This window comes from Leifsonia sp. Leaf336 (assembly GCF_001423695.1).
Taxonomy (GTDB): Bacteria; Actinomycetota; Actinomycetes; order Actinomycetales; family Microbacteriaceae; genus Leifsonia.
In genome coordinates this window covers 406,332-432,695 of sequence record NZ_LMOZ01000002.1, presented here as the reverse complement: position 1 = coordinate 432,695, position 26,364 = coordinate 406,332, and the positions used below count along the sequence as shown (strand labels likewise).

Below are 26,364 nucleotides of genomic sequence, written 5' to 3'. Positions count from 1 at the left end.
CTGCAAAATTGCACCACTCACGCGGGGGCGTGGGTCCGACTCAGCAGGTCTTGCCCTTCGGTGGGATGGTGCCATCGACCAGGAACGAGTCGACAGCGCCGTTCACGCACGAGTTGGACTTGTTGTATGCGGTGTGCCCCTCGCCCTTGTAGGTGAGGAGGTGGCCGTTTTCGAGCTCCGATGCCATGTTCTTCGCCCACACGTACGGCGTCGCCGGGTCGTTGGTGGTGCCCACGACGAGGATGGGCGCGGATCCGGCCGCGGAGATCGGCCCCCGCTGCACCGTCGTCTTGTACGGCCAGTTGGCGCAGCCGATGTCGCCGTAGGCCATGTAGGGCCCGATCACGGGCGCGGCCTTGGCGAGCTCCTGCGCCTGCGCGCGCATCGTCGCCGGGTCGTCGTCGTAGCTGTAGTCGAGGCAGTTGATCGCCATGAACGCTTCGGTGGAGTTGTCGCTGTACGTGCCGTCGCTGTTTCGGCTGTTGTAGCCGTCCGCGAGGGTGAACGCGATCCGCGCGCTGCCCTTCATCACGTCGGCGAACATGCTGCTCAGGTACGACCAGGCAGTCGCGTCGTACAGCGGGTAGATGATCGCCGTGACCAGCGTGTTCGCCCCCAGCTCGCGGCCGTCGGAGTTGCGGATGGGGCTGGCCTCCACAGCGGCGAGCAGCTGCGAGATGGTCGTCATGCCGTCGTCGACCGTGCCGCTGAACGGGCAGTCTTTCTGGGTGAGGCAGTTCTTGAGGTAGGCGCGCAGTGCGCTCTCGAAGCCCTCGGCCTGCACTTTGGTGACGTCGAAGTTGCTGGCTGCCGGGTCGAGTGCACCGTCGAGCACCAGCCGACCGGTCTTGTCCGGATACAGGCCGGCGTACACGGCGCCCAGATAGGTGCCGTAGGAGTAGCCGAGGTAGTTGAGCTTCTTGTCGCCGAGCACGGCGCGCAGGAGGTCGAGGTCGCGCGCGGCGCTCACCGTGTCGACGTGGTCGAGCAGGGCCCCGGTGTTCTTCGCGCACGCGGAGCCGAAGTCCTTCGACTGCGTGACGTTGCTCGCGATCCACGCGTCGGAGCCGCGCTGACCGGGCGTGATGCCGTAGAGGTAGTCGTCCATCTGTGCGGCGTCGTAGCACTTCACGGCCGTCGAGCGGCCGACTCCGCGGGGGTCGAATCCGACGACGTCGAAATGGCTCTGGAGTGTCTTGTCGGTGGCGTAGTTCACCGAGTCCTTGACGAAGTCGTAGCCCGAGCCTCCCGGGCCCCCGGGGTTCACCAGCAGCGACCCCTGCTTGCTGCCCGTGGCCTGCTGACGGATGAGGGCCAGCTTGACCTCGCCGGCCGAGGGGTCGTTCCAGTCGAGCGGCGCGTTGGCGGTGGCGCACTGTTTGCCCTGCGCGCACTCGTTCCACACGAGCTTCTGGGAGTAGAAGGGAGTGAGCGCGGCGGCGACCTTCTCGGACACCGGAGTGGAGGTGCTGGACGTCTTCGCGGGCAGGAACCACGTGACGCAACCGGTCAGCGTCAGGGCGGCCACCGCCACGATCGCGACGAAGACGGTGCGAGCGGCCCGCCGGCGAGCCGGACGGCTCAGTCGGGTGGTCACAGGTCGGTCCCCTTTCGCGCGGCGCCGCCGCGAAGAATGGTGATGAGCATGGCCTCCAGGGCCAGGGCGGGTGCGACGTTGCCGTCGATCCGCTCACGGGCGGTCGCGATGGCATCCATCGCGGCGAGCGTAGCGGCAGGAGTCGTGTGCGCGCTGAGAGCGGACAGCCGCCCCTCCAGCTCGATGTTCACGAGCTCGCTGTCGCTGCCGAGCTGCAGCATCATCACGTCGCGGTACAGGGAGAGCAGGTCGGTGAGGATGCGGTCGATCCCGTCGCGCAGGCTGCGGGTCGCCCGGCGCTTCTGGTCCTCCTCCAGCTGCCGGAGCTGGCCGCGGAGTGCCGGCGGGATGGCGCCTCCGGGCTCGATACCCAGCGAACGGAGGGCGTGCTCGCGCTCCTCGGCGTCGCGCTCCTCCGTGATCGCCTTCGCGTCGGCGCCGGCGACCTCCAGCAGCGTCGCCGCGGCCTGCACGGCGTCGGAGACCGAGCGGATGCCCAGGGCGAGTTCGAGGGTCTGATCGCGCCGGCGACGGGCCTCCTCGTTCGTCGCGAGGCGATGCGCCATCCCGATGTGGCTCTGCGCGTGCCGGGCAGCGCGCTCGGCGACCGCGCGGTCGACTCCGTCGCGGCGCTCGATCAGCTGTGCCACGTCGGCGACCCCGGGGACCTTGAGCCGCACGGTGCGCACGCGGGAGCGGATGGTCGGCAGCAGATCGGCGTCGCTGGGGGCGCACAGGATCCACACCGTGCGCTCCGGCGGCTCCTCGAGGGCCTTCAGGAGGACGTTGGAGGTGCGCTCCGTCATCCGGTCGGCGTCTTCGATGATCATCACCCGGTACCGGCCGACCGACGGCGCGAACTGGGAGCTGGAGACGAGGGATCGCACCTCTTCGATCGAGATGATGACGCGTTCGGTGCTGAGCACGGCGAGATCGGGGTGCGTGCGCGCCTCCACCTGACGCTGGGTCGCGCGGTCACCGTCCGGCGTTCCCGGGCTGAGCAGTGCGGTCGCGAAGGCATAGGCGAGGTTCGACCGGCCCGAACCGGGAGGACCCGTGATGAGCCAGGAGTGCGTCATGCCGCGCGCGGCGGCGGCAGCCGGACCGGAGACGGTCGCCGACTCGGCGGCGGCGCGCACGACGGCGATCGCCTCGTCCTGACCCGTCAGGTCGTCCCACACCGCCATGTGCTCCAGGCTAGCGGGCACGGCGGACAGCTCGTCGGCGGCGGCGGCCTGGGCGCCCGGGGCCGCGGACGCCGGGGTCAGACCCGGCCTTCGAGGCGGCGGCGGATGTCCGCCGCGATGTCGTCCACCGGTTGCGACGCGTCGACGACCAGGAACCGCTCGGGTTCTGCCTCGGCGAGGGCGAGGTAGGCGGCGCGCACGCGGGCGTGGAAGTCGGACCGCTCGGCCTCGAGCCGGTCGTAGCGGGTGCGCGAGGTGTCGAGCCGGGCGCGCGCTGACGTCTCATCGAGGTCGAGCAGGATCGTCAGGTCGGGAAGGAGGCCCTCCGCCGCCCACAGCGACACGTCGCGCACCTGGTCGGCGTCGAGGACCCGGCCGGCGCCCTGGTAGGCGACCGAGGAGTCGATATAGCGGTCCTGCAGCACCACCTCGCCGCGTGCCAGCGCGGGACGCACGACGGTCGCGACGTGGTGGGCGCGGTCGGCGGCATAGAGCAGCGCCTCCGCTCGGGGGGCGATGTCGCCGCGGTGGTGCAGGACGATCTCGCGGATCTCCACCCCCGCGGGAGTGCCGCCCGGCTCGCGCGTGCGCACGACCGTGCGCCCGCGGCCGCTCAGCCACTGCTCGAGCAGCGCGGCCTGGGTCGACTTGCCGACACCGTCGCCGCCCTCGAGCGTGATGAACAGACCGGGCCGTGTCTCCTCGCTCACTCGGCGGTCTTCTTCGCGGCGGAGCGCGTCGATGTCGTCTTGGGCTTCGCCGCGGCTTTCGTCGTCTTCGCCGCCGTGGTCTTCGCTGCCGTGGTCTTTGCTGTCGTGGTCTTCGCCGCGGTGGTCTTGGAGGCCGTCGAGCGCGTGGTGGTGCGCTTCGCCGCCGGCTTCTTGGCCGGACCCTTGGCCCGCTTGTCCGCCAGCAGCTGCACCGCACGTGCGAAGTCGACCTCGTCCACCGTCTCGCCGCGCGGGATGGTGGCGTTGGTCTCGCCGTCGGTCACGTAGGCGCCGAATCGGCCGTCCTTGATCTTGATCGGCTTGCCGCTGACCGGATCGGCTTCGAACTCCTTGAGAGCGCTGGAGGCGCGGCGGTTGCCGTACTTCGGCTGCGCGAAGAGTTCGAGCGCGCCGGCGAGGTCGATTCCGAAGATGTCGTCCTCGCTCGGGAGCGACCGCGTGTCGGTGCCCTTCTTGAGGTAAGGACCGTACCGGCCGTTCGCGGCCTGGATCTCGGCGCCGCTCTCCGGGTCGGCCCCGACGGTGCGCGGAAGGTCGAGCAGACGCAGCGCGGTGTCGAGATCGATCGTGGAGAGGTCCATCGACTTGAACAGGGAGGCCGTGCGCGGCTTGGCCGCAGCCTTCTTGGCGGTCTTCTTGACCTCGGCTACCTCGCCGGTCTGCGGGTCGACCGCCGGCTCCTCCTCCGGGTCGGCCTCGGTCACGTAGGGACCGAACCGGCCGTCCTTGGCCAGGACGAGCTTTCCGGTCGCCGGGTCGGAGCCCAGCACGCGATCGGTCTGCACCGGCGCCTCGATGAGCTCCTTCGCCTTGGCCGGCGTCAGCTCGTCCGGGGCGAGTTCCGGCGGCAGGTTGACCCGGCGAGGCGTTGCGTCCTCCGCAGCGCCCTCCTCGTGGACCTCCAGGTAGGGGCCGTACTTGCCGATGCGCAGAGTCACGCCCTCGTCGATCGCGATCGAATTGATGCTGCGCGCGTCGATCTCGCCGAGGTTGTCGATGACGCGGCGCAGGCCCTTGTGCTTGTCGCTTCCGAAATAGAAGCTGTTCAGCCAGTCGACCCGCTCGGCTTCGCCGTCGGCGATGCGGTCGAGGTCGTCCTCCATCTCTGCGGTGAAGTCGTACTGCACCAGGTCGGCGAAGTAGTCCTCCAGCAGACGGACGACCGAGAAGGCGACCCAGCTGGGGACCAGCGCCTGACCGCGCTGGGTGACGTATCCGCGATCGATGATCGTGGAGATGATGCTCGCGAAGGTCGAGGGGCGCCCGATGCCGAGCTCCTCCAGGGTCTTCACCAGGCTGGCCTCGGTGTAGCGCGGCGGCGGTGTGGTCTCGTGACCGTCGGCGGCGACGTCCTCGACGGCGAGCGCCTGGCCCGGCGTCAGCGGCGGGAGCTTGGCGTCGCCTCCCGCGTCGGCGTTCCGCTCCTCATCGCGGCCCTCTTCGTACGCGTTGAGGAAGCCGCGGAAGGTGATCACGGTCCCGCTGGCGGTGAACTCGGCGACGGTGCCGTCGAGTTCCCCCTCGGCGATCTTCGCCTCGACGGTGACGGATGCCGTCTGGCCCTTGGCGTCGGCCATCTGCGAGGCGACCGTGCGCTTCCAGATGAGGTCGTACAGCCGCAGCTCGGGTCCGCGGAGCGACTTCTCCAGCTCGGCCGGGGTGCGGAACACCTCACCGGCGGGCCGGATCGCCTCGTGCGCCTCCTGCGCGTTCTTGCTCTTGGAGGCGTAGGCGCGCGGCTTCTCCGGCACCGTCTCGGCGCCGTACAGCTTGGCCGCCTGGGCGCGTGCCGCGTTCGTCGCCTGCTGCGACAGCGACGCGGAGTCGGTGCGCATATAGGTGATGTAGCCGTTCTCGTAGAGCGTCTGGGCGACGCTCATCGTCTGCCGGGCGGAGAAGCGCAGCTTGCGCGCCGCCTCCTGCTGCATCGTGGAGGTGGTGAACGGGGCGGCGGGGCGGCGGGAGTACGGCTTGGAGTCGACCTTGGCGACCGTCACCACCGTGCTCGCCGAGCGCACAGCGTCGGCGAGCGCCTGTGCGGACGCCTCGTCGAGCGTGGTCGCACCCGACGTCAGCCGGCCGTGATCGTCGAAGTCGCGCCCGGTGGCCACCCGCTCGCCGTCCAGGCGGGCGAGGCGCGCCTCGAAAGCGGCGGCTTCTTCGGGAACGAGCTGAGCGGTGAGGCCCCAGTACGACGCGGCGACGAAGGCGAGGCGCTCGCGCTCGCGGTCGACGACGAGGCGGGTCGCCGCAGACTGGACGCGACCGGCGGACAGCCCAGGGCCGACCTTGCGCCACAGCACAGGCGAGACCTCGTAGCCGTAGAGGCGGTCGAGGATGCGGCGGGTCTCCTGGGCGTCGACCAGGGCGGTGTCGATGTCGCGCGTGTTGTCACGAGCCTTCTCGATCGCCTCCTTGGTGATCTCGTGGAACACCATGCGCTTGACCGGCACCTTCGGCTTGAGGACCTCGACCAGGTGCCAGGCGATGGCCTCTCCTTCGCGGTCTTCATCCGTCGCGAGCAGGAGCTCGTCGGCGTCCTTGAGCGCGCGCTTCAGGTCGGCGACCGTCTTCTTCTTCTGGTCGGAGACCACGTAGTACGGTGCGAACTGGTTCTCGACGTCGACGGAGAACTTGCCGAGCGACCCCTTCTTCAGCTCGGGAGGCAGATTCTTGGGCTCGATCAGGTCGCGGATGTGTCCGACGGATGCCATCACCTCGTAGCCGTCGCCGAGGTACTGGGCGATGGACTTCACCTTGTTCGGCGACTCGACGATGACGAGCTTCTTCGTGCCAGGCACTTGACTCCTCTTATATAGCTGCTGTGTTCAGACGGACCCCGCCGGCCCGAAATCGCTCCCCCGAGCGCCGCACAGAGAGCGGCGAGCGTGAGCCGTGCGGCCCAACAGGCAAACCATACACACCTAGGCCGGTTGTGTGCCTAATCGCCTGCTGGGTCGACGCCGGCGTTCGCCGCAGGCGCACCTCCGCGGCGGGTCGGGCCCTGTTGCCTTGCAGAGCGCGGGAGGACAATGAGTTCATGGCAACGACATCAATGACGACGTACACCGCCAAGCTCATCGACGGCCCTCTGGAGGGCAAGACCATCTCCACGTCCTTCCTCGACTCCGGCGTCCCTCAACCGCGACTGGAACTGGCCGCTCAGTCGGGCGGCAAGCACTACCTGTACGTGCGCGGCTCGGCCTCCGAGACGGAGTACGCCTCGGACGACCCGAGCGCCTCGCTCCCCAGCGCCGTGGCGTACCGCTACGTGGAGACCGTCTTCGACTGAGCCGAGCACCGTCACGGGGTTCCTGGAGGGCCGGCGCGAGCAGGGACCTCCGCCTGCCACCCCGCGTACGGCACTCCCGCGGTGACCCGCGCCACCACGCCCTCGACCGCGCAGTCTACGAGCGAGGCTCCGTTGGCTCGCGCCAAGAACTGCGCCCGGGCGCACGATTCCCCGGGTGCCCTCCCGACGGCGACGTCCGCGGCAGCCAGTGCTGCTGCATCCGCGGCGATGCCTGCGCGGTGCCGCGCCGCCCATGCTCCGCTGACGAGCATCACCGCCGTCGTCACCACGGCGACGACCGCGACCGTCATGAGGGCCAGCACGGTTCCCGAGCCGAGCTCCGCCGCCCTGCGCCACGGCGCCCCTTTCATCCTGGCTCCACATCGTCGAGGACGCACGACCGCGCCGACACGGTGACGCCCAGCGCACCCAATCCCGCGGTACCGCTCGGCGCGGAGAGGATCACGCACACCAGCTCGTCCTCGGAGACGACCGCTCTCGCGGCCCCGGAGGGCGGCTCGGGAGCGGGATCGCCGCGTGCGATCAGACGCGCGGCCGCTGCTGCGTGATCGAGTAGCCGTGCCTGCTGCCCCGCAGCCTGCACTGCGCCGACGCACAACCCCAGGCACAGCAGGACGGCAGGCAATGCGGTGGCGAACTCCGCCGTCACGCTGCCACGCTCACGGGTCGCCGCGGGCGCCACAGTCGCCACAGTCGCCATCGCACCCTCGTCCGAGCCCCTCCCCTCAGCCATCGACTGTCAGCGCTCGACGCACCAGGTCGGCGAGCACCGACCGAACCTCATCTCCGCGCAGCAGCATCAGCAGTGCGCCCGCGAATCCGACCGCCGCCATCGTAGTCACGGCATACTCCGCGGTGCTCGCACCGCGGTCTTCCCAACGCAGCCGTTGGAGAACGCTCCGCGGCTCACGCATGATCTCGCCCATGATTTCCCCCGTTCCGATACGTGCCACGAGACTTCGTGGCCCTCTTCCGATCGTGCCCTCCGACGCCGCCGATCGTGCGCTCGCGGGCGAATCTGTGGACAGCTCACACCAGGCCAGTGAAGGTGGAGGACATCATCGCGAGAACGACGGGGACGACCCCGAGCAACACGAACGCCGGCAGCACGCAGATCCCCAATGGGAGCAGCAGACGGACTCCGAGCAGCTCCGCCCCGGTGCGACCTTTCGCTCTCGCGATGCGACGTTCCTGCAATGCCTCCGCGGACAGCAGCTCGATCGCCGGTGCGCCCGCTCGCTCAGCGATGCGGAGAACTCGATCGACGGAGCTCCCGGCGTCCTCCGCGCGCAGTCCGATCCTCTCTCTCGTCTTCGCGACCAGCTGCCTCGCGCGACCCGGCGACATCCCGCCAGCCAGCGCAATCGCCATCAACTCCGGTTCCGCGCCTGCCACAGGGCCGGCTCGCGAAGCCGCGCGGACGAGGCGGGCCGTCCACGCGCGACCCGCCGCCATCAGGGACACCCCGGCACCGGCCGCTCCCCAGCCGAGCGGGCCGTCGGCCAGTGCTCCCACGACATCGACTCCGATGACATACGCCATGGCGACGCCGACCAGCGGCAACCAGGCCATCAGCCGTGCGGTGGCACGGGGTCCGGCGAGGGAGGTGCGCACGTCGCGCGCCGTCTCCGCTCGATCTCGCAAGGCGGTCGCCGCTCCGCGCAACGCAGGTGCCAGGGCGGCACCGGCATGCTCCGCCACGGCCCACGCGGCCGCCACCGTGGCCATGCCGTGATCGAGCCCAGCATGTTGCCTCGTCAGCGCCATCCCCCGCTTCGACCTCGCCGTCGCTCGTTCGGCTCGGCGCCACCGAGACGCGTCGGCGAGCGCCTCCGACGGCGGCACGCCGTCCGCGACCCGCCGCGCCGCGGCCCGCAGCGCGGGGTGCTCGGCGTCCTCGGCGAGATACGCCCAGACCGAGACCGGGGAGATTCCCGCGTCGAGCAGAACCGCCAGCGCCTCGACCGACCGTGCCAGCAGGTCATCGCCCGGTTCGCCGCGAGCCGCGGCCTCAGGCATCGCCGATCACCGCGAGCCGTCCATGGGCGGTCGTCGTGAATCGCCCGAACCCGCTGATCCCGCGACGCTCGCCCACCCTCTCGACGTGGACGATCAGGCCGATAGCGGAGAGCGTCTGGCGTGCGACAGCGATCTCGTTCAGCCCTGCCAGCGCGCCGAGGGCCTCCAGGCGCGCCGGCACGTCGGCGAGCGAGTTCGCGTGCAGCGTTCCGGCGCCCCCGTCGTGCCCGGTGTTCAACGCCGCGAGCAGGTCGACGACCTCCTCGCCCCTGCACTCGCCGAGGACGAGGCGGTCGGGGCGCATCCGAAGCGCTTCGCGCACCAGCCTGCGCAGCCCCACGCCTCCCGCGCCCTCCAGGTTCGGTTGCCGCGTCTGCAGCCCGACCACGTGCGGATGTGCGATGCGGAGCTCAGCAACGTCCTCGATGAGCACGATCCGCTCGTGGGGCGGCGCCTGGGCCAGGATCGCCCCCAGGAGCGTGGTCTTGCCGGCCCCTCCCGCGCCCGTGACGAGGATGTTGGTGCGCGCCGCCACCGCCTCCCGGAGCCGGGCCGCGTCGGCGGACGATAGGGACCCGGCGCGCACCAGTTCGTCGATGCCCAGGGCGACGGCGGAGGGCACCCGGATCGAGATCACCGCTCCCGACGTGGAGATCGGGGCGAGAACCGCGTGGACGCGCACCCCTCCCGCGAGCCGCACGTCGGCGAACGGCGTGGCCTCATCGAGGTGTCTGCCGCCGCTGGCGATCAACCGCGTCGCGAGGCGCCGGGCATCCTGCGCGTCCGCGTGCCACCCATCTACCCGATGGAGACCGCGAGCCCCGCCATCGGACCACAGCACCCCGTCGCCGGTGAGGAAGAGATCGGTGACGCCCTCCCGCATCAGATAGGGGGTCAGCGGGCCGAACGTCTCCCACGGCCCCGGTTCGCCCCGCGCGGTCGCATCGGTTCGAGGGAGGGCGGGAGGGACCGTCGAGATCGTCATGCCTCGACGCTACGAAGACCGGCGCCGGCCCGGACGCCGGTCGACCGAATTTGTGGAGAGACCCGCTCATCCACACCCCGGAGGCGGAGAACTACCCTGCACCACCGGTTAAAAAAGGGGGGCCGCACCTATTGGGGGGAACAGGTGCGGCCACTGCGGCGCAGGATTGGGGGGAATCGATTGCGCCGCACGCCAGAATTATCATTCGGCCGGTGACTAGTTTACGCACAATCAATGCAAACGCAAGTCTGATCGGAGCCCGTCACCGGCACGTTGTAGAGTCAGGCATTGTCGCGCCACGACTCGAACATCCGCATCGCAAAGGAGCGAAAAGACTCCCCATGAGCAACACAATCGACAACCTGCTCCACGAAGCCCGGCGGTTCGCGCCGACAGAGGAGTTCGCCGCGCACGCGATCGCGACGGCAGACCTCTATGAGCGCGCATCGGCCGACCGGCTCGCGTTCTGGGCCGAGCAGTCCCGCGACCTCGTGCACTGGCACACGCCGTTCACCCGCACGCTCGACTGGTCGAACCCGCCGTTCGCGAACTGGTTCGACGACGGCGAGCTCAACGTCGCCTACAACTGCCTCGACCGCCACGTGCTCGCCGGGAACGGCGACCGGGTCGCGATCCACTGGGAGGGGGAGCCGGGCGACTCGCGCACGATCACGTACGCCGAGCTCACCGCCGAGGTGAAGAAGGCGGCCAACCTGCTCACCAGCCTCGGCATCCAGGCCGGCGACCGGGTCGCCGTCTATCTGCCGATGATCCCGGAGGCTGTCATCGCCATGCTCGCGGTCGCCCGGATCGGCGCCGTGCACTCGGTTGTCTTCGGCGGGTTCAGCGCCGAGAGCCTCCGGTCGCGCATCGACGACGCCGAGGCCAAGCTCGTCATCACCGCCGACGGCGGCTGGCGCAAGGGTCGCGTCTTCCCGCTGAAGGACGCGGTGGACGCCGCTCTCGCGAACGGCGAGTCGACGGTCGAGCACGTGCTCGTGGTCAAGCGCGGCGAGAACGAGGTGCAGTGGACCGAGGGCCGCGACCTGTGGTGGCAGGACGAGATCGCGCTCGTCGACGCCGACCACGTGGCCAAGGCGTTCCCCGCGGAGAACCCGCTGTTCATCCTCTACACGTCGGGTACGACGGGCAAGCCGAAAGGCATCCTGCACACCTCCGGCGGCTACCTCACCCAGGCCGCGTTCACGCACAAGAACGTCTTCGACCTCCACCCCGAGTCGGACGTCTACTGGTGCAGCGCCGATGTCGGCTGGATCACCGGCCACACCTACGTCGTCTACGGACCCCTGGCCAACGGCGCCACCCAGGTGCTCTACGAGGGCACGCCCGAGACGCCGCACCCTGGTCGCTGGTGGGAGATCATCGAGAAGTACAAGGTCTCGATCTTCTACACGGCTCCGACCGCCATCCGCTCCTTCATGAAGATCGGCCGTCAGCACCCGCAGAAGTTCGACCTCTCGAGCCTCCGCGTGCTCGGCTCGGTGGGCGAGCCGATCAATCCCGAGGCGTGGATGTGGTACCGCGACGTGATCGGCGGCGGCGACACCCCGATCGTGGACACCTGGTGGCAGACCGAGACCGGCGCCATCATGATCTCCGCCCTCCCCGGTGTCACCACCCTCAAGCCCGGCAGCGCACAGGTGCCGCTGCCCGGCATCTCCATCGACATCCTCGACGAGGCCGGCGTGCCGGTCGGCAAAGACCAGGGCGGCCTGCTGGTCGTCACGGAGCCGTGGCCGAGCATGCTGCGCGGCATCTGGGGCGACCCCGACCGGTTCGTGGAGACGTACTGGTCGAAGTTCGGCGACAAGTACTTCGCCGGCGACGGCGCGCGCTACGACATGGACGGCGAGATCTGGCTGATGGGTCGCGTCGACGACGTCATGAACGTCTCCGGCCACCGCCTCTCGACCGCGGAGATCGAGTCGGCCCTCGTCGCGCACCCGCTGACAGCGGAGGCCGCAGTCGTGGGCGCGGCCGACGAGACGACCGGCCAGGCTGTCGTCGCGTTCGTCATCATCAAGCAGAACCAGCTCGAGACGGCGGAGTCGATCGACGTCGCGGCGGAGTTGCGCAAGCACGTGGCGGAGCAGATCGGCGCCATCGCGCGCCCGCGAGACATCTTCATCGTCACCGAGCTGCCCAAGACCCGCTCGGGCAAGATCATGCGTCGCCTGCTCAAGGACGTCGCCGAAGGCCGGGAGGTCGGCGACACGACCACCCTCGCCGACACCGCCGTGATGAGCTCCATCCAGGCCAAGCTCACCTAGCGAGGCGCCGAACCGGCGAAAGGAAACCGTCGCGAATCGATCGGATTCGCGACGGTTTCCTGTTTGCCGAGGTCCTATTCGTAGGCGACGATGAGCTCGACCTCGACGGGGGCGTCGAGCGGGAGGACCGCGACGCCGACCGCGGAGCGAGCGTGCACTCCGGCGTCGCCGAAGATCTCGCCGAGCACCTCGGAGGCGCCATTGATGACGCCGGGCTGGCCGGTGAACGACGGGTCGGACGAGACGAAGCCGACGACTTTGACGACGCGGGTCACCCGGTCGAGCGAGCCGATGACGCTCTTGACCGCGGCGAGGGCGTTGAGCGCGCAGATGCGCGCGTACTCCTTGGCGTCGTCGGCCGGCACGAGACCGTGACCGTCGCCGACCTTGCCGGTCGCGGGGAGGGTGCCGGAGACCATCGGGAGCTGACCCGACGTGTAGACGTGGCCGGCGTCGACGACCGCCGGGGTATAGGCGGCAACCGGCGGCACGACGGCCGGGAGGTCGATGCCGAGCTCTGCGAGACGCGCTTCGATCGCGGCCATCAGACGGCCTCCTCGCTCTGCACCGGACGCTTGAGGTAGGCGACCAGCCCACCCTCGGGGCCGGTCACGACCTGCACGAGCTCCCACCCTTCCGAGCCCCAGTTGTTCAGGATGGCGGCGGTGTTATGGATCATGAGAGGAGTCGTAAGGTATTCCCAGCGCAGCATGGTGCTCTTTTCATTCGGGGGGTTTATCAGGTTCATCGCCTACTCTGATCCTATGTCTGCGCAAAAACCACAGGCTAGAGGTGTGCTCGGAGCAGTCGGCGCTTTCGTCGGCATGAGTGCCGTGGCCGGTCTTCTGGTCACCGCTGCCGTCACGCCCGCCATCGCCGTGACGGGCATGGCCGCCAACAACGGCATCGGCGTGTTCGAGGGCCTTCCGGAGTACCTCCAGATCGGCCAGCTCGCTCAGCCGACCACCATCTACGCGAAGAACACCGACGGCTCGGACGTCGCTCTCGCGACCTTCTACTCCCAGAACCGCCTCCCGGTCGGCTTCGACCAGATGTCGCAGGCGGTCAAAGACGCCGCGATCGCCGGTGAAGATCCACGGTTCTACAGCCACGGAGGCGTCGACATCCAGGGCACCATGCGTGGTGTCCTTTCCACTGTCTCCGGTGGCGGCGTACAGGGCGGATCTTCGATCACCCAGCAGTACGTGAAGAACGTGCTGCTGCAGAAGTGCGAGGCCATGCCGGTCAAGACCAAGGAGCAGAAGGCCAAGTACCAGAGCTGCGTCGACGACTCGACCGGTGTCACTCCCGACCGCAAGGTCAAGGAGATGAAGTACGCCATCGGTCTGGAGAAGAAGTACACCAAGGACCAGATCCTCGAGGGCTACCTCAACATCGCCGGCTTCGGCGGCTCGGTCTACGGCATCGAGGCCGCTGCCCGCTACTACTACAACGTCACGGCCGCCGCGCTGACTCCGGCCCAGGCCGCCAGCCTCGTCGCGATCGTCAACGAGCCGACCGGCCTCAAGATCGACAACCCCGCCTCGACGACCAACGGCGCCGCCAACGGCTACGCCAAGAACAAGGATCGTCGCGACTACATCCTCGGCAAGATGTACGAGTACAAGAAGCTGACCAAGGCGCAGTACGACGAGGCGATGAAGACCCCGATCACGCCGGTCATCACGCCGTCGGTGCGCGGATGCCAGACGGCCGGTTCGTCCGCGTACTTCTGCGATTACGTCCAGAAGATCATCCTCAACGACGCGTCGTTCGGCGCCGACGAGGACACCCGCGCCGCCAACTTCAACCGCGGTGGCTACAAGATCTACACGTCGCTCGACCTGGACCTGCAGAAGGTCGCGACAGACACGCTCGCGTCGTACGTGCCGGAGGTCTACAAGTTCGACATCGGCGGCGTGCTCGTCGGCGTGCAGCCGGGCACCGGCCGCGTTCTCTACATGGCGCAGAACAAGCAGTACAGCCAGGACCCGGACGTGCTGAACTCCGGCGGGCAGTACACCAGCATCAACTACGCCACCGATTACCAGTACGGCGGCTCCGGCGGATTCCAGGTGGGATCGACGTACAAGACGTTCACCCTGGCGGAGTGGCTGAAAGAAGGCCACTCGCTGTACGAGACGGTCAACGCGAACATCCGCACGTACCCGTCCGGAACGTTCAAGGGCTACTGCTATCCGGGGGGCGCTTACGGGCCGACCGGCGCACGCTGGCCCACGAACGACAGCCCCGGCGAGGAAGGCACGCGCAGCGCCGTCCAGGCGACGCAGCTCTCCATCAACACCGCGTTCGTGTCGATGGCGTCCCAGCTCGACATGTGCAAGATCCGGGACACCGCCCAGGCCTTCGGCGTGCACACGGCTAAGGGCGAGGAGTTGGGGACCAACCCGGCGAGCGTCCTCGGAACCAACGAGATCGCCCCGCTGACCATGGCGACCGCGTTCGCGGGTATCGCCAACGGCGGCGTCACCTGCTCGCCGATCGCCATCGACAAGATCACTGACGGCGGCGGCAAGGAGGTCAAGCCTCCTGCGACGAAGTGCCAGCAGTCCGTCGACCCGGCCATCGCGGCGGGCATGGCCTACGCGATGCAGAAGGTCACCCAGGGCGGTGGGACTGCCTCGGGCATGAACACGACCGGCAAGGACATGCTGGCCAAGACCGGCACGACCGACGGCAACGAGCAGCTGTGGCTCGTCGCCGCGACGACGAAGGTCGCCGGCGCGTATTGGGTCGGCAACGTGAGCGGCCACCAGGACATGCGCAAGACCTATCCGACCCACGGCACCTCGCCCGCGAGCGCCCGAACGTCCGTCCAGCGCATCATGATGTCCGCCGCCGTCGGCAAGTACGGCGGCGACTCCTTCCCGTCGCCGAACAGCAAGCTCGTGCAGGGCGTGCAGGTCACCATCCCCGACCTCACCGGCAAGTCGCCCGACGAGGCGAAGTCCATCCTGAACGGACTGGGTCTCGACAGCACCGACGGCGGACCGCAGGACTCTGCGGCACCGGCCGGCACGGTGGCCTCGAGCAACCCCGCCGCCGGCTCGTCCGTCGGCAAGGGCACGGTCGTGACGCTCTACACGAGCAACGGCTCCCTCGTCGCCATCCCCAACGTGGTCGGGCAGAAGCTCTCCGACGCGCAACAGGCCTTGGCGGCAGCCGGGTTCAGCGCGAGGGTCAACGGCGGTGGCGCCTCCCCCAACGACATCGTCCAGGCGATGGATCCGGGCGCGGGCACACCCGCGAAGGCCGGCACCCAGGTCACGCTCACTCTGCAGAAGAGCACGCCGACTCCCGGTCCGGGAGCCGGCGGCTAGTGGCGCGCTCCTCGGGCTTCCGTCCGGTGGGCGCCGCGCTCGCGGTGCTCGCCGGCGCGGGCGCGGCCGCATTCGCGTACGGCTCGCTGGTCGAGCGGCGCGCGTTCACGCTGCGCGAGGTGAGTGTGCCGGTGCTCCCGGCAGGAGCCGCTCCGATCCGGGTGCTGCACCTGTCCGATCTGCACATGGCACCGTGGCAGCGCGACAAGCAGCAGTGGGTGCGGGAGCTCGCCCGGTTCCAGCCCGACCTGATCGTCGACACCGGCGACAATCTCAGCCACGAGAACGGCTTGGAGGGCATCCGCGCCGCCTTCGACGCCTTCCGCGGCGTTCCCGGGGTGTTCGTGCACGGATCGAACGACTACTACGGTCCGCAGCTGAAGAACCCGCTCAAGTACTTCCGCGGCCCGTCGAAGCGCCACTCGACGACGGCTCCGCGCCTCGACGACAAGGCGCTCACCGCCTACTTCGACAGCCTCGGCTGGCTGAACCTCAACAACGCCGCCGGTGCCCTCGACATCAACGGCACGCACCTCGAGTTCTTCGGCGTGAACGACCCGCACATCCAAGCCGACCGTGTGGAGGCCATCCCCGGCGCACTGGATGAGCTGCGCGAAGACGACCCGTACTCCGACGACGCGATGTGGCCGGCCGACGAGCCGCGCAGCGAGCGTCCGACGGTCACGCTGGGCGTCGTGCACGCACCGTACCGCCGGGTGCTCGACGCCTTCGTCACGTACGGCGCCTCGATGATCTTCGCCGGTCACACGCACGGTGGCCAGGTCTGCGTCCCGGGATTCGGCGCGCTGGTCACCAACTGCGACATCCCCCGTCAGCAGGTCAAGGGCCTGAGCATCTGGCGGCACGCGTTCCGAGCGGCCTACCTGAACGTCTCGGCCGGTCTCGGAACGTCGATCTACGCGCCGGTGCGGTTCGCGTGCCGGCCGGAGGCGACCCTGCTGACGCTGACGGCGTCCGAGTAGTCCGCGTCGCAGTCGGAGCAGCGAGTGGTCATTCGCACCCCTCGCGCTCGTGTATCCTAGATGAGGCCTTCGGGCCATCGGGGTGTGGCGCAGCTTGGTAGCGCGCTTCGTTCGGGACGAAGAGGCCGCAGGTTCAAATCCTGTCACCCCGACGCAATAAAAGAATGAAGGAGGGTCCGGCTCGCTCAGCGAGCCGGACCCTCCTTCATTCTTTTCTCGCTCGCTGGCGACTACCGGGCCCCTGCCGCGAGGGGCCCCGGGCGCCGCCCCGAGCGAAGCGAGGAGCGGCGTCTGGGGGAGCGCGCAGGGCGCACCCCGACGCACGCGACATGCCCGCGGAGGTGCGTCCTCGGGGAAGCCTGGGCCACCTCCCCTACTTCGCCGAAATCCCCCCGAGCATCCCCGAGATGAACCGCTTCTGCAGGAAGAAGTAGAGCACCACGATCGGAAGTGCGACGATGATGCCTGCCGCGCTCAGCAGGGAGTAGTCGGTCAGGTGCTCGCCTTTGAAGAACGCCAGGCCGAGGGGCGCTGTGCGGCGGTCTTCGCTCGTGATGAGGACGAGCGGCATCAGGAACTCGTTCCAGGTCCACATCGCCACCAGCACGCACATGGTCATGATCGGCGCGATCGAGGGCGGCACGATCACCTGCCAGAGCACGCGGAGGTCGCGGGCGCCGTCGATGCGGGCGGCTTCGATGATCTCGCCGGGGAAGGAGCGGAACTGGTTGCGCATCCAGAAGATCGCGAACGCCAACGACTGCGCCGTCTGGGGCAGGATCAGGCTCTGGTAGGTGTCGGTGAGGCCCACGCTACGCAGGTTGAAGTACAGCGGGATGATGAAGGCCTCCGCGGGCAGCATCAGCCCGGCGAGCATGACGAAGAACAGGATCCCCGAGCCGAAGAAGTCGAGGCGGGCGAACGCGAAACCGGCCAAGACGGCGAGCACCGTGGTCAGCACGACGACTCCGAGGGTGACGATCAGGCTCGACGTCATGTAGCCGGCGAAGTGTCCCTCCGACCACGCCGTGCCGAAATTGCCGAGGTCGATCTTCGCGGGGAGCGAGAAGCCTCCGCTGTTCTGGCTCGACGGCGTCACCGCTGAGAAGAGCACGCCGACCAGCGGAACGATCGCGAACAGGGCGAACAGCGACAGGACGACGTAGTCGACGACCTTCTCGCGCGCGGTGAGTCTCATTGCACGTCCTTCGGCTGGATGCGGCTGATCAGTGCGGTGACGACCATGATCACGGCTGTGAGGGCGACGGCGACCGCCGCTGCCGACCCGACCTGTCCCGTGTTGAAGGCGCGGTTGTAGGCCTCGAACGCCGGCACGGTGGTGGAGGTGCCGGGGCCTCCCCCCGTGGTCACGTAGACGAGGTCGAAGGTCTTGAGCGCCGATACCACGGTCAGGGTCAGCGCCACGGCGATCTGGCCGCGCAGAGCCGGGAGGGTGATGGCGAAGAACTCTCGGGCTGCGCCCGCGCCGTCGAGTCGGGCGGCCTCGAACAGCTCCGGCTGGATGTTGCCGACGCCCGAGAGGAACAGCACCAGGCACAGCCCGATGTTGAGCCAGGCGCCGACGAAGCCGATCGCGGGCAGCGCGAAGCTGTAGTCGCCGAGCCACACGCGCGCCAGGTCGCCCAGACCGAGCAGCCGCAGCGTCTCGTTCAGGAGGCCGTCCTGCGAGTAGATGGACACCCAGATGGTCGCGACGACGACCGATGCGATGACCTGCGGGAGGAACAGGATCGTGCGGTAGGCGCCCATCCCGCGGAGGGCGTTGGCCCGCGAGATGAGCGCCGTGAGGAACAGCGCCAGCAGAATCGGCACGACGGCGTAGAACACCATCAGCACCAGTGCGTGCGCGAAGGCGCCGCGCAGCTCCGGGTCGACGAACACCGACAGGTAGTTCTCGAAGCCGGCCCAGGTCGCGGGCGACAGCCCGTCCCAGTTGTAGAACGAGTACTGGATCGTCTGCAGGAACGGCCAGCCCAGGAAGACGGCGAAGACGACGAAGGCCGGAAGCACGTACAGGTACGCGACCTTGCTCCGGCGCCGGCGGCCCGGACGGGCGGGGCGCTGGGCCCCGGCCGTCCGGGCGGTCGTCACCGTCTCGCTGCTGCGCGCGGTCATCGTCATCCGTTGCTCTTCGTGAACTTCGCGTAGTCGTCCTGCAGGGTCTGCCCGAACTGCTGCGGCGTGGCCTTCAGCGCGATGAGGTCCTGCGCTGCGGCGGTGATGGTGTCGTAGAACGTCGGCGTCGCGTAGTCGAGGTAGGGCGTGATGCCGTTGCTCTTCGAGATCGTCATGTAGTCCCGCGTGATGTCGCCCGCCACGGTGCCTTCGGCGGGGATGGAGCCGCTCGGCACCACGGTCGGCAGGTTGCCCGTCTTGACCAGCACCTCGGACGCGTTCTTGTCCGTGATGAAGTCGATGTACGCGGCAGCCGCGTCGGCGTGCTTCGTCTTGGAGGTCATCGCCCAGGCCAGGCCCTCGCCGCCCATGGTGACCGGGGTGCTGGAGCCGTCCGGCGTGAGCGCGGTGAACCCGATGTCCTTGGAGGACGCCGCGTCCGCGAGGGTCGCGAGGTACCAGGTGCCGGTGATGAGGAACGCCGCACCGCCCTTGCCGAACGCGTCGACCGCGGCGTCGCGCGAGACGCCGTTGGCGCCGGGCGTGATGTAGCCGGACTTCTGCCAGCCCTGAACGACGGTCGCCGCCTGCACCTCGTCGGACCCGGTCCACGAGCCGCTCGCGCCGCTGACGAGGTCGTTGACCTTCGTGCCGGCGAGCGCCGAGAGTGCGAGCCCGTAGAGGTGGATGCCCGGGCTCTTCTCGACATCGCCGTAGCTGAGCGGCAGCGCGCCCGCCGCCTTGACCTTCGCCATGTCGTCGGTGAGCTCCTGCAGCGTCTTCGGGGGCGCGTCGATTCCTGCCTTCTGCAGCACAGCGCGGTTGTAGTAGAGGCCGACGAGCTCGCCGGTCTGCGAGACTCCGAAGAGCTTGTCGCCCTGCCACGTCTTGCCGTCGGACGAGAACGAGTTCAGCTTGAGCAGGCTCGACGGGTAATAGTCGTTCCACTTGTAGAGGTCGGCGTAGTCGTTGATCGGACGAAGCAGGCCGGCCTTCACGAACGCGCCCATGTCGGGGTAGCCCTGGTTGGCCTGCACGACGTCGGGCGGGTTGTCGCCGGAGAGGGCGAGCTTCAGCGTGGTCTTGAGGTCGGAGAACGACCGGGACACGCGCTTGATGGTGACGTTGGGGTACTTCTTCTCGAAGGCGGCGTTGAGCTCCTTCTGGGCCTGGTCGATGCCGCCGTCGGTGTTCTGGTCCCAGACCGTCAGCGTGATCTTGCCCGAGCCGACGCTCTTCGAGACCGGGCCGAGGCTCTGGCTGGCGGCCGGCGCGGAGCCTCCCGGCGCGCAGGCTGTGAGGGTGAGCGCGACGGCGGCGAGTGCCCCGGCGATGAGTGCTGCTTTCCTGGTGTGTCTCATGGTGTGTCCGTTCGGTCGGTGAACAGGTGTCCAGTGCGTGGGTGTGACAGGGGTTGGGTCGGGGTGGTGCTTCGCGCTCAGGAGGCGGCCGGCTCGGGTTCCGCGTCCAGGAACGACCAGTCCCCCTCGGGTCTGTGCCGTTCGACGAAGCCGCGGAGGTCGGCGGGTCGGGGCGCGCTCGCCGCGCCTCCCAGCCCCGTGACCGAGAGGGTCGCGCTGAGCGCGGCGAAACGGAGGCGCGTGCGGAGGTCCCAGTCGCGCAGGCCGGAGGCCATGAAGGTCGCGACGAAGACATCGCCGGCGCCGGTGGGATCGACCACTGCGACCGGAGGCGTCTCCACCTCCACGACCTGTCCGGTGGCGGAGTCGACCGCGACGACACCGCGCGGCCCGCGCGTGACGACGGCGAGCGGCACCTTCTCGGCGAGGGCTTTGGCGGCCGCCACCGCGTCATCCGTTCGGGTGTAGCGCATCGCCTCGGCGTCGTTCGGCACGAAGACGTCGACCTCGGCGAGCCGGTCGAGCACGTCGGGCGACCAGTCGCCGGTGTGGTCCCAGCCGACCCCGCCGACCACCGTGGTGCCGCGGGACCGCAGCGGGCCCACCCACTCGGGGAGCTCGTGAGCCACGCCGACGTGGGTGGCGTGCACGGGGCCGAGTTCGTCGGGAACGTGCAGCTGGCCGAGCCGCTCCTGGTAGGTGATGAAGCTGCGGTCGTCGGCCGTGGTGAGCGACACCGTCACCGGGCTCTGGTGCCCGCGCACCCGCTCGAGGAGGCGTGTGTCGAGCCCGGGCTCCCCATCGAGTAGGGCGTGGACGTACTCGCCCAGCGGGTCGTCGCCGAGCCGCGAGAGCACCATGGTCGTGGCGCCGGCTCGCGCCGCGGCCACCGCGCGGTTCGCCACTCCCCCGGCGGTGATGGTGAAGGCCTCCGCGTACACCTCGGCGCCCACTTCCGGCGCCTCGACGCCGGCGAAGACGACGTCGCAGAAGATCTCGCCGGCGAACAGGAGCTCGGCTCCTTCGTGCAGCGGTCGTACGGTCACGGGCTCTCCTCTTCGTCGCGGATCCGTGGCGATGCTCGAGTTTGCGTGACTTCGGGTCGGAGCCGTCGATATCCAGCAAGCTTGCGCATCCAGTGTTTCGATCACATTACCCGCGTGACGCATTTTTGTTAAGTTTGCGCGACTCGAATGTTTGCGTGAATGCGTTTGCAAGAGTTTGCTCAAGTACGAGTAGAGTGTCGACATGATCCTCCGCGAGCGGCAGAACCGCATCATCAGTGCGCTCCAGGCCGACGGCGCGGCTTCCGTGCGCGAACTCGCCGAGGCCCTCGCCGTCAGCGAGTCCACGATCCGGCGCGATCTCGAGCTCCTCGACCGCAACGGAGAGCTCACCCGCACCTACGGCGGTGCGGTGCTCAAGCCGGGCGCGACCGTCGAGGACCACGGTGCCACGCTCCACGAGGGCACCTTCGACGACCAGCGCGATGTCGACCTCAAGTCGCGGATCGCCGATGCGGCCGCCGCGATGGTGACCGACGGCAGCGTGATCATCCTCGATATCGGCACCACGACTCCCCTGGTGGCCCAGCGGCTGCGCGGGCGCGACATCACGGTCGTCACCTCCAGCCTGGCCGTGTTCGACGAGCTGCGCGACGACGAGTCGGTGCGGCTGGTGATGCTCGGCGGCGTCGTACGACGCAACTACCGCACCCTGGTCGGCTCGCTGGCCGAGCTCGCCCTCACCCAGATCAGCGCCGACCTGGTGTTCCTCACCTGCACGGGCGTGCGCGCGAACGGCCACGTCGTCGACAACATGGCGGTGGAGGCACCGATCAAGCAGTCCATGATCGCCGCATCGGACAGAGTCGTCCTGTTGGCGTCCGAGGCCAAATTCCCCGGGACAGGCGCCCTCCGGCTCTGCTCCCTCACCGACGTCGACGCGCTGATCACCACGACCGGCGCACCCGACGAAACACTCGCACTGTGCCGGAATGCCGGCGGAGAGGTCACGGTCGTATGAAGCTCTGCATCCTCGGTGGCGGAGGATTCCGCACCCCCTACGTCTATCAGGCACTGCTGCGCGACACGGGAACGCCCCGCGTCGACGAGGTGTCGCTCTACGACGTGGACGAGAGCAGGCTGTCGACGATGGTCGCGATCCTGACCGAGCTCGCGGCGGGCTTCCCCGACGCGCCGCGTCTGGTCCCGACCACCGACCTGCGTGCGGCCGTCGAGGGCAGCGACTACGTCTTCGCCGCTCTCCGCGTGGGCGGGCTCGACGGCCGGCGCTGCGACGAGCACGTCGCGCTCGACCTGAACGTGCTCGGTCAGGAGACCACGGGCCCGGGTGGCCTCGCCTATGCGCTCCGCACCGTCCCGGTGATGGTGGAGGCCGCGAAGGCCATCGCCGAGCTCGCGCCCGACGCCTACGTGATGAACTTCACGAACCCGGCCGGCATCATCACCGAGGCGATGCAGACGGTGCTGGGCGATCGCGTCCTGGGCATCTGCGACACCCCGTCGGGCCTGGGCCGCCGCGTGGCCGGCCTGCTCGGCCTCGATCACACGCGCGTCCAGATGGACTACATCGGCCTCAACCACCTCGGCTGGATGCGGCGCGTGCTCTACAACGGCCGCGACGTGCTGCCGGACCTGCTCGCCGACGACGCCCTCCTGGGCGCCATGGAAGAGGGGCACGTCTTCGGTCTCGACTGGATCCGCTCGCTCGGCTCGGTTCCCAACGAGTACCTCTACTACTACTACTTCAACCGCGACGCCGTGCGCACCATCATCGAGTCGGGCAAGACCCGCGGCGACTTCCTCGCCGACTCGCAGAGCGACTTCTACGCGAAGGCCGCGTCAGCGGGCTCGGGGGTCGCCGACCTGTGGCGCACGACCGTCGAACGGCGGAGCGCCTCCTACATGGCGGAGGCCAAGGGAGGCACGCAGGACGCACCCACCCACGTGAAGGAGCGGGAGGCCGATCCGGCGCACCAGGGCTATGCCGGCGTGGCGCTCGGCGTGATGGCCGCGATCAGTCGCAACGAGCGGCAGACCATGATCCTCAACGTGCGCAACAACGGCACCATCCAGGGTCTGCCCGACGACGCCGTGGTGGAGGTCCCGACGCTGGTGGACGCGAACGGCGTGCACCCCCTCACCACCGATCAGCCCGACCTCCACCAGATCGGTCTGATGTCGCAGGTGAAGGCCGTCGAGCGGCACACCATCGCTGCAGCCTTGACCGGATCGAGGGAGGAAGCGGTCGCCGCGTTCGCCCTGCACCCGCTCGTGGACAGCGTCACGGTGGCTCGTCAGCTCGTCGCCGGCTACATCGAGCGCATCCCGGAGGTCGCGGCGGTTCTCACGCGGTGAGGATCATCGTCGCATCCGGACGGGACGACGCCGGCGAGGCCGCGGCTCGGGAGGTCCTGAAGCGGCTTCGCGCGTCCGCGCGGCGGATCCTGGGGGTGGCGACGGGCTCCAGCCCGCGCCCCCTCTACGCCGCGCTCGCGGCGGCGGTCGCGGGCGGGGCCGATCTCTCGGACGTGCGCGGCTTCGCGCTCGACGAGTACGTCGGCCTGCCGCGCGAGCATCCCGAGAGCTACCACTCCATCGTGAGCCGCGACGTGGTCGCGCCGCTCGGCCTGCGGCCGGGCTCGGTGCGGGTGCCCGACGGTCTTGCCGCCGATCCCGAGGCCGCGGCCGCGGACTTCGAGTCGGCGATCGAGAGCGCAGGCGGCGTGGACGTGCAGATCCTGGGGATCGGCGCGAACGGGCACATCGGCTTCAACGAGCCGGGATCGCCGCGCGACTCCCGCACCCGCGTCGTGCGGCTGGAGGAATCCACCCGCCGGGCGAACTCGCGGTTCTTCGAGCGTCTCGACGACGTGCCGACGCGCGCGGTCACGCAGGGCGTCGCGACCATTCTGCGGGCGCGCAGCATCGTGCTGATCGCAACCGGTGAGGCGAAGGCCGAGGCGGTCCGCTCCGCGATCGAGCTACCGCCGACGGAGGCGCTGCCCGCGTCGTTCCTCCAGGGGCACCCCGACCTGACGCTCGTGCTCGACCCGGCAGCCGCTGCGCTGCTCGACCGGATTCCCGCCCGGGCCTGACGCCTCAGAACGCGTCAGGCCTCGCGAAATCCACGGTCGCGTAGATCGACTCCGGGTCGATGTGCGAGCGGATGAGCGGGAGCGTGCGCGAGACCGCCGTGTTGATGCGTTCGCGGAGGTCGTCGGACGTGATCGCGTAGTCCTTGAAGTCGGGCTCGCTCGCGTAGATGCCGAGCGGCAGGGTGAGTGACTGGAAGAAGCCGAAGAGGGGACGCATCTGGTGCTCCACCAGGAGGGCGTGCCGGTCGCTCCCTCCTGTGGCCGTCAGGACGATCGGCTTGTCGATGAGCGCGTACTGGCCGATGTGGTCGAAGAACAGTTTGAACAGGCCCGTGTACGTCGCCCGGTAGGCCGGCGACCCGACCACGACCACGTCGGCGGACTCGACCGTGTCAAGAGCCTCCTGCACCCGCGCGCTCAGCCCGCTGCGGAAGGGGGCGGCCCCCAGTTCGGCGAGCAGCGGTGCGAGCTCGATCGTGGTCGCGGTGCCGCCGGTCGCGTCGGCGAACGAGCGCGTGACCTCGTCGACGAGCACGGTCGTGCGGGAGGGCGCGGTCGGGCTGCCGCTCACGCCGACGACGTGGGGTGCGTGTGCCATACGGGTACCGCCTTCGCTGAGGGGGGTCGGGGTGGGCCCAACGCTACCCCCGGGTGTCGGCGAAAGCCCGTGCCGCCGTCACGCACCGTCATGGAGCGGGGTACAGCTCCGCGACGACCTCCAGCGACTGGATGCGACCCTCGACGGTCGCCGCCCCCGACGACACCATCAGCTCGTCCACGCCGGTGGAGGCGATCAGCGAGTCGAGACGGGCCTTCACCTGATCCGGCGTGCCGATCGCCTGGCGTGCGTTGCGTGCGGCGATGAACTCCTCCTCCGCCGGGCTGAACTCGTAGGCGAGGGCCTCCTCCATGCTCACCGGCTGCGGCTTGAGTCCGCGGCGCATGCGGAGGAACGACAGCTGCCCGGGCAGCGACAGCGCACGCACCTGCGCCGGGTCGTCGTCGGCGATCACGTTGACGGCGATCATCGCGTGCGGCTCGCTGAGCTGCTCCCCCGGCTCGAACCGCGACCGGTAGAGGTCGAGCGCGGCCTCGGTGTTCTCACCGGCGAAGTGGTGGGCGAAGGCGAACGGCAGGCCGAGAGCGGCGGCGACCTGGGCGCTGTAGCCGCTCGAACCGAGCAGCCACACCTGCGGCGCGTCCCCGAGGCCCGGCACGGCGGTGATGGTGTGCAGCGGGTTCGCGTCGCTCATGCCGCCGTAGAAGAACCCGAACAGGTCGAGCAGCTGCTGCGGGAAGTCGTCGACACCGAGCCCCTCGGCACTGCGCCGCAGCGCCATCGCTGTCGCGCCGTCGGTTCCCGGCGCCCGGCCGATGCCGAGGTCGATACGGTCGCCGTAGAGGGCGCGGAGCGTGCCGAACTGCTCGGCGACCACGAGGGGTGCGTGGTTGGGGAGCATCACCCCGCCGGACCCGACGCGGATGCGCTCGGTCGCCGCAGCGATGCCTGCGATGAGCACGGCAGGAGCGCTGGAGGCGATCGCGGGCATCCCGTGGTGCTCGGCGACCCAGAAACGACGGTAGCCGAGACGCTCCGCCTCTCGTGCGAGGCGGATCGTCCCGGCTACTGCGTCGGCGTTGCTGCCGCCGGCGGGTCTGCTGGCGAGGTCGAGGACGTTGAGGGGGATGGCGGTGGTCACACGGAGGGCAACCGCTGCCGCCCTCCGTGCATTCCTACCGGCGCGGGGTCAGGAGGACCGCACCTTGCGCATCCACGCCGCGACCGCGACGCTCACGAGTCCGACGGCCAGGAGGCCGGCGCCCGTCCAGATCGCCCACTCCGCGATGACGGAGCCGGTGTCGGCGAGTCCGGAGCTTCCGGGGTCGTTGATGGTCGATGCGGATGCGTCGGCCGGGACCACCGTCAGGGAGGCGGAGCAGACGTGCCCGGTGCTCGACCCGGTGCCGGTGATGGTGTAGCTGCCGGTCGCGTCGGCCGGGAGCGTGACGTGCAGGACGTCGCTTCCGTCGGCGTTGGCGTGCTTCGAGAACGTCACGGAGCTCGCCATGACGATGCTCGAACCATCGGAGCCGCTGGCGACCCAGGTGATGCTCTCGCCGTCGCCCCAGGTGCCTGGCACGCAGGTGAGCGTGGCCGAGTGGCCTGCCTGGGTGGTGCTCACGTCGAACGTGCAGGGAGCCCCGCTCGGGTAGTCCACTGCGTTCGCGGCCGCAGGTGCCGCGAGCAGCAGCGCTGCGGTGACGGCTGCTGCCGCCAGGATCTTCTTCAACATCGGGTA

At 69.3% G+C, this 26,364-nt stretch carries 25 protein-coding genes and 1 tRNA gene; 8 read left to right on the top strand and 18 right to left on the bottom strand.

Annotation, left to right across the window (positions count from 1 at the left end):
- Positions 1-40: 40 nt before the first annotated feature.
- The 4 genes from ASF88_RS10950 to topA form a co-directional block, all read right to left on the bottom strand.
- Complete coding sequence (locus ASF88_RS10950) at positions 41-1,597, bottom strand: alpha/beta hydrolase (RefSeq protein WP_055917974.1); 1,557 nt, start codon at positions 1,595-1,597, stop codon at positions 41-43.
- Entirely contained in the window at positions 1,594-2,784 is a 1,191-nt protein-coding gene (locus tag ASF88_RS10945; protein ID WP_055917972.1) for a DNA polymerase III subunit delta', read from the bottom strand. Before ASF88_RS10945 ends, ASF88_RS10950 begins: the two co-directional genes overlap by 4 nt.
- 77 nt (positions 2,785-2,861) lie before the next feature.
- The gene (tmk, locus tag ASF88_RS10940; RefSeq protein ID WP_055917969.1) at positions 2,862-3,494 is read right to left on the bottom strand and encodes a dTMP kinase; all 633 of its coding nucleotides are present in this window, start codon (positions 3,492-3,494) and stop codon (positions 2,862-2,864) included.
- Positions 3,491-6,316: a type I DNA topoisomerase gene (topA, locus tag ASF88_RS10935; RefSeq protein ID WP_055917968.1), complete on the bottom strand. Its 2,826-nt coding sequence runs from the start codon at positions 6,314-6,316 to the stop codon at positions 3,491-3,493. Before topA ends, tmk begins: the two co-directional genes overlap by 4 nt.
- Before the next feature lie 239 nt (positions 6,317-6,555).
- Here topA and ASF88_RS10930 point away from each other — a divergent pair, with 239 nt between their 5' ends.
- A complete protein-coding gene (locus tag ASF88_RS10930; RefSeq protein ID WP_055917965.1) occupies positions 6,556-6,807 on the top strand; it encodes a hypothetical protein in 252 nt (83 codons plus the stop codon).
- 11 nt (positions 6,808-6,818) lie between these two features.
- Here ASF88_RS10930 and ASF88_RS10925 read toward each other — a convergent pair whose 3' ends face one another.
- The 5 genes from ASF88_RS10925 to ASF88_RS10905 form a co-directional block, all read right to left on the bottom strand.
- Entirely contained in the window at positions 6,819-7,178 is a 360-nt protein-coding gene (locus ASF88_RS10925; protein ID WP_082518907.1) for an Rv3654c family TadE-like protein, read from the bottom strand.
- Entirely contained in the window at positions 7,175-7,528 is a 354-nt protein-coding gene (locus tag ASF88_RS10920; protein ID WP_055920315.1) for a hypothetical protein, read from the bottom strand. The genes ASF88_RS10925 and ASF88_RS10920 overlap by 4 nt, the downstream gene beginning before the upstream one ends.
- A 25-nt stretch (positions 7,529-7,553) precedes the next feature.
- Positions 7,554-7,754: a DUF4244 domain-containing protein gene (locus ASF88_RS10915; protein WP_055917961.1), complete on the bottom strand. Its 201-nt coding sequence runs from the start codon at positions 7,752-7,754 to the stop codon at positions 7,554-7,556.
- Between the two features lie 103 nt (positions 7,755-7,857).
- Positions 7,858-8,847, bottom strand: coding sequence for a type II secretion system F family protein (locus ASF88_RS10910; protein ID WP_082518906.1), 990 nt, complete (start codon positions 8,845-8,847; stop codon positions 7,858-7,860).
- Positions 8,840-9,832: a TadA family conjugal transfer-associated ATPase gene (locus ASF88_RS10905; protein ID WP_055917957.1), complete on the bottom strand. Its 993-nt coding sequence runs from the start codon at positions 9,830-9,832 to the stop codon at positions 8,840-8,842. The genes ASF88_RS10910 and ASF88_RS10905 overlap by 8 nt, the downstream gene beginning before the upstream one ends.
- 341 nt (positions 9,833-10,173) lie before the next feature.
- Between ASF88_RS10905 and acs the strand changes: the two genes are divergently transcribed.
- Positions 10,174-12,123 (top strand): acetate--CoA ligase, encoded by a 1,950-nt coding sequence (gene acs / locus ASF88_RS10900; RefSeq protein ID WP_055917954.1) that lies wholly within the window; start codon positions 10,174-10,176, stop codon positions 12,121-12,123.
- Between the two features lie 74 nt (positions 12,124-12,197).
- Here acs and ASF88_RS10895 read toward each other — a convergent pair whose 3' ends face one another.
- Positions 12,198-12,668 (bottom strand): RidA family protein, encoded by a 471-nt coding sequence (locus tag ASF88_RS10895; RefSeq protein ID WP_055917951.1) that lies wholly within the window; start codon positions 12,666-12,668, stop codon positions 12,198-12,200.
- Entirely contained in the window at positions 12,668-12,802 is a 135-nt protein-coding gene (locus ASF88_RS20950; protein ID WP_235493408.1) for a DUF4177 domain-containing protein, read from the bottom strand. The genes ASF88_RS10895 and ASF88_RS20950 overlap by 1 nt, the downstream gene beginning before the upstream one ends.
- A 115-nt stretch (positions 12,803-12,917) precedes the next feature.
- Between ASF88_RS20950 and ASF88_RS10890 the strand changes: the two genes are divergently transcribed.
- From ASF88_RS10890 to ASF88_RS10880, 3 genes are all read left to right on the top strand, one after another.
- Complete coding sequence (locus tag ASF88_RS10890; RefSeq protein WP_055917948.1) at positions 12,918-15,464, top strand: transglycosylase domain-containing protein; 2,547 nt, start codon at positions 12,918-12,920, stop codon at positions 15,462-15,464.
- A complete protein-coding gene (locus ASF88_RS10885) occupies positions 15,464-16,447 on the top strand; it encodes a metallophosphoesterase (RefSeq protein ID WP_055917945.1) in 984 nt (327 codons plus the stop codon). The genes ASF88_RS10890 and ASF88_RS10885 overlap by 1 nt, the downstream gene beginning before the upstream one ends.
- A 78-nt stretch (positions 16,448-16,525) precedes the next feature.
- Positions 16,526-16,599, top strand: a tRNA-Pro gene (locus tag ASF88_RS10880).
- Between the two features lie 221 nt (positions 16,600-16,820).
- On the opposite strand, the gene ASF88_RS10875 is transcribed toward ASF88_RS10880, so the two are convergent.
- The 4 genes from ASF88_RS10875 to ASF88_RS20375 all read right to left on the bottom strand — a co-directional run bounded on the left by ASF88_RS10875 (position 16,821) and on the right by ASF88_RS20375 (position 20,990).
- Complete coding sequence (locus tag ASF88_RS10875; RefSeq protein WP_055917942.1) at positions 16,821-17,645, bottom strand: carbohydrate ABC transporter permease; 825 nt, start codon at positions 17,643-17,645, stop codon at positions 16,821-16,823.
- A complete protein-coding gene (locus ASF88_RS10870; RefSeq protein ID WP_082518905.1) occupies positions 17,642-18,589 on the bottom strand; it encodes a carbohydrate ABC transporter permease in 948 nt (315 codons plus the stop codon). Before ASF88_RS10870 ends, ASF88_RS10875 begins: the two co-directional genes overlap by 4 nt.
- Positions 18,586-19,944: an extracellular solute-binding protein gene (locus ASF88_RS10865; protein ID WP_055917939.1), complete on the bottom strand. Its 1,359-nt coding sequence runs from the start codon at positions 19,942-19,944 to the stop codon at positions 18,586-18,588. The genes ASF88_RS10870 and ASF88_RS10865 overlap by 4 nt, the downstream gene beginning before the upstream one ends.
- A gap of 77 nt (positions 19,945-20,021) precedes the next feature.
- Positions 20,022-20,990, bottom strand: a complete 969-nt coding sequence (locus ASF88_RS20375; RefSeq protein ID WP_055917936.1) for a carbohydrate kinase family protein — start codon at positions 20,988-20,990, stop codon at positions 20,022-20,024.
- Between the two features lie 202 nt (positions 20,991-21,192).
- Between ASF88_RS20375 and ASF88_RS10855 the strand changes: the two genes are divergently transcribed.
- From ASF88_RS10855 to ASF88_RS10845, 3 genes are read left to right on the top strand one after another with little or no spacing between them, the layout of a single operon-like run.
- Positions 21,193-21,969, top strand: coding sequence for a DeoR/GlpR family DNA-binding transcription regulator (locus tag ASF88_RS10855; RefSeq protein ID WP_055917933.1), 777 nt, complete (start codon positions 21,193-21,195; stop codon positions 21,967-21,969).
- On the top strand, positions 21,966-23,324 hold the full coding sequence (locus tag ASF88_RS10850) for a 6-phospho-beta-glucosidase (RefSeq protein ID WP_055917930.1): 1,359 nt from the start codon (positions 21,966-21,968) through the stop codon (positions 23,322-23,324). The genes ASF88_RS10855 and ASF88_RS10850 overlap by 4 nt, the downstream gene beginning before the upstream one ends.
- Entirely contained in the window at positions 23,321-24,064 is a 744-nt protein-coding gene (locus tag ASF88_RS10845) for a glucosamine-6-phosphate deaminase (protein ID WP_055917927.1), read from the top strand. Before ASF88_RS10850 ends, ASF88_RS10845 begins: the two co-directional genes overlap by 4 nt.
- Positions 24,065-24,068: 4 nt before the next feature.
- Here the strand turns inward: ASF88_RS10845 and msuE are convergent, their stop codons facing one another.
- The 3 genes from msuE to ASF88_RS10830 all read right to left on the bottom strand — a co-directional run bounded on the left by msuE (position 24,069) and on the right by ASF88_RS10830 (position 26,358).
- Positions 24,069-24,662, bottom strand: a complete 594-nt coding sequence (gene msuE / locus ASF88_RS10840; protein WP_055917924.1) for an FMN reductase — start codon at positions 24,660-24,662, stop codon at positions 24,069-24,071.
- Positions 24,663-24,750: 88 nt separating this feature from the next.
- On the bottom strand, positions 24,751-25,764 hold the full coding sequence (locus ASF88_RS10835; protein ID WP_055917921.1) for an LLM class flavin-dependent oxidoreductase: 1,014 nt from the start codon (positions 25,762-25,764) through the stop codon (positions 24,751-24,753).
- Positions 25,765-25,812: 48 nt separating this feature from the next.
- Positions 25,813-26,358, bottom strand: coding sequence for a hypothetical protein (locus ASF88_RS10830; RefSeq protein WP_055917918.1), 546 nt, complete (start codon positions 26,356-26,358; stop codon positions 25,813-25,815).
- Between the last annotated feature and the right edge of the window lie 6 nt (positions 26,359-26,364).

Bases quoted from the DNA above. Each gene is read 5' to 3' on its own strand.
- ASF88_RS10945 (WP_055917972.1), bottom strand. From the start codon at position 2,784: ATGGCGGTGTGGGACGACCTGACGGGTCAGGACGAGGCGATCGCCGTC.
- ASF88_RS10930 (WP_055917965.1), top strand. From the start codon at position 6,556: ATGGCAACGACATCAATGACGACGTACACCGCCAAGCTCATCGACGGC.
- ASF88_RS10925 (WP_082518907.1), bottom strand. From the start codon at position 7,178: ATGAAAGGGGCGCCGTGGCGCAGGGCGGCGGAGCTCGGCTCGGGAACC.
- ASF88_RS10920 (WP_055920315.1), bottom strand. From the start codon at position 7,528: ATGGCGACTGTGGCGACTGTGGCGCCCGCGGCGACCCGTGAGCGTGGC.
- ASF88_RS10915 (WP_055917961.1), bottom strand. From the start codon at position 7,754: ATGGGCGAGATCATGCGTGAGCCGCGGAGCGTTCTCCAACGGCTGCGT.
- ASF88_RS10910 (WP_082518906.1), bottom strand. From the start codon at position 8,847: ATGCCTGAGGCCGCGGCTCGCGGCGAACCGGGCGATGACCTGCTGGCA.
- ASF88_RS10905 (WP_055917957.1), bottom strand. From the start codon at position 9,832: ATGACGATCTCGACGGTCCCTCCCGCCCTCCCTCGAACCGATGCGACC.
- acs (WP_055917954.1), top strand. From the start codon at position 10,174: ATGAGCAACACAATCGACAACCTGCTCCACGAAGCCCGGCGGTTCGCG.
- ASF88_RS10895 (WP_055917951.1), bottom strand. From the start codon at position 12,668: ATGGCCGCGATCGAAGCGCGTCTCGCAGAGCTCGGCATCGACCTCCCG.
- ASF88_RS20950 (WP_235493408.1), bottom strand. From the start codon at position 12,802: ATGATCCATAACACCGCCGCCATCCTGAACAACTGGGGCTCGGAAGGG.
- ASF88_RS10875 (WP_055917942.1), bottom strand. From the start codon at position 17,645: ATGAGACTCACCGCGCGCGAGAAGGTCGTCGACTACGTCGTCCTGTCG.
- ASF88_RS10870 (WP_082518905.1), bottom strand. From the start codon at position 18,589: ATGACGATGACCGCGCGCAGCAGCGAGACGGTGACGACCGCCCGGACG.
- ASF88_RS10865 (WP_055917939.1), bottom strand. From the start codon at position 19,944: ATGAGACACACCAGGAAAGCAGCACTCATCGCCGGGGCACTCGCCGCC.
- ASF88_RS10855 (WP_055917933.1), top strand. From the start codon at position 21,193: ATGATCCTCCGCGAGCGGCAGAACCGCATCATCAGTGCGCTCCAGGCC.
- ASF88_RS10850 (WP_055917930.1), top strand. From the start codon at position 21,966: ATGAAGCTCTGCATCCTCGGTGGCGGAGGATTCCGCACCCCCTACGTC.
- msuE (WP_055917924.1), bottom strand. From the start codon at position 24,662: ATGGCACACGCACCCCACGTCGTCGGCGTGAGCGGCAGCCCGACCGCG.
- ASF88_RS10830 (WP_055917918.1), bottom strand. From the start codon at position 26,358: ATGTTGAAGAAGATCCTGGCGGCAGCAGCCGTCACCGCAGCGCTGCTG.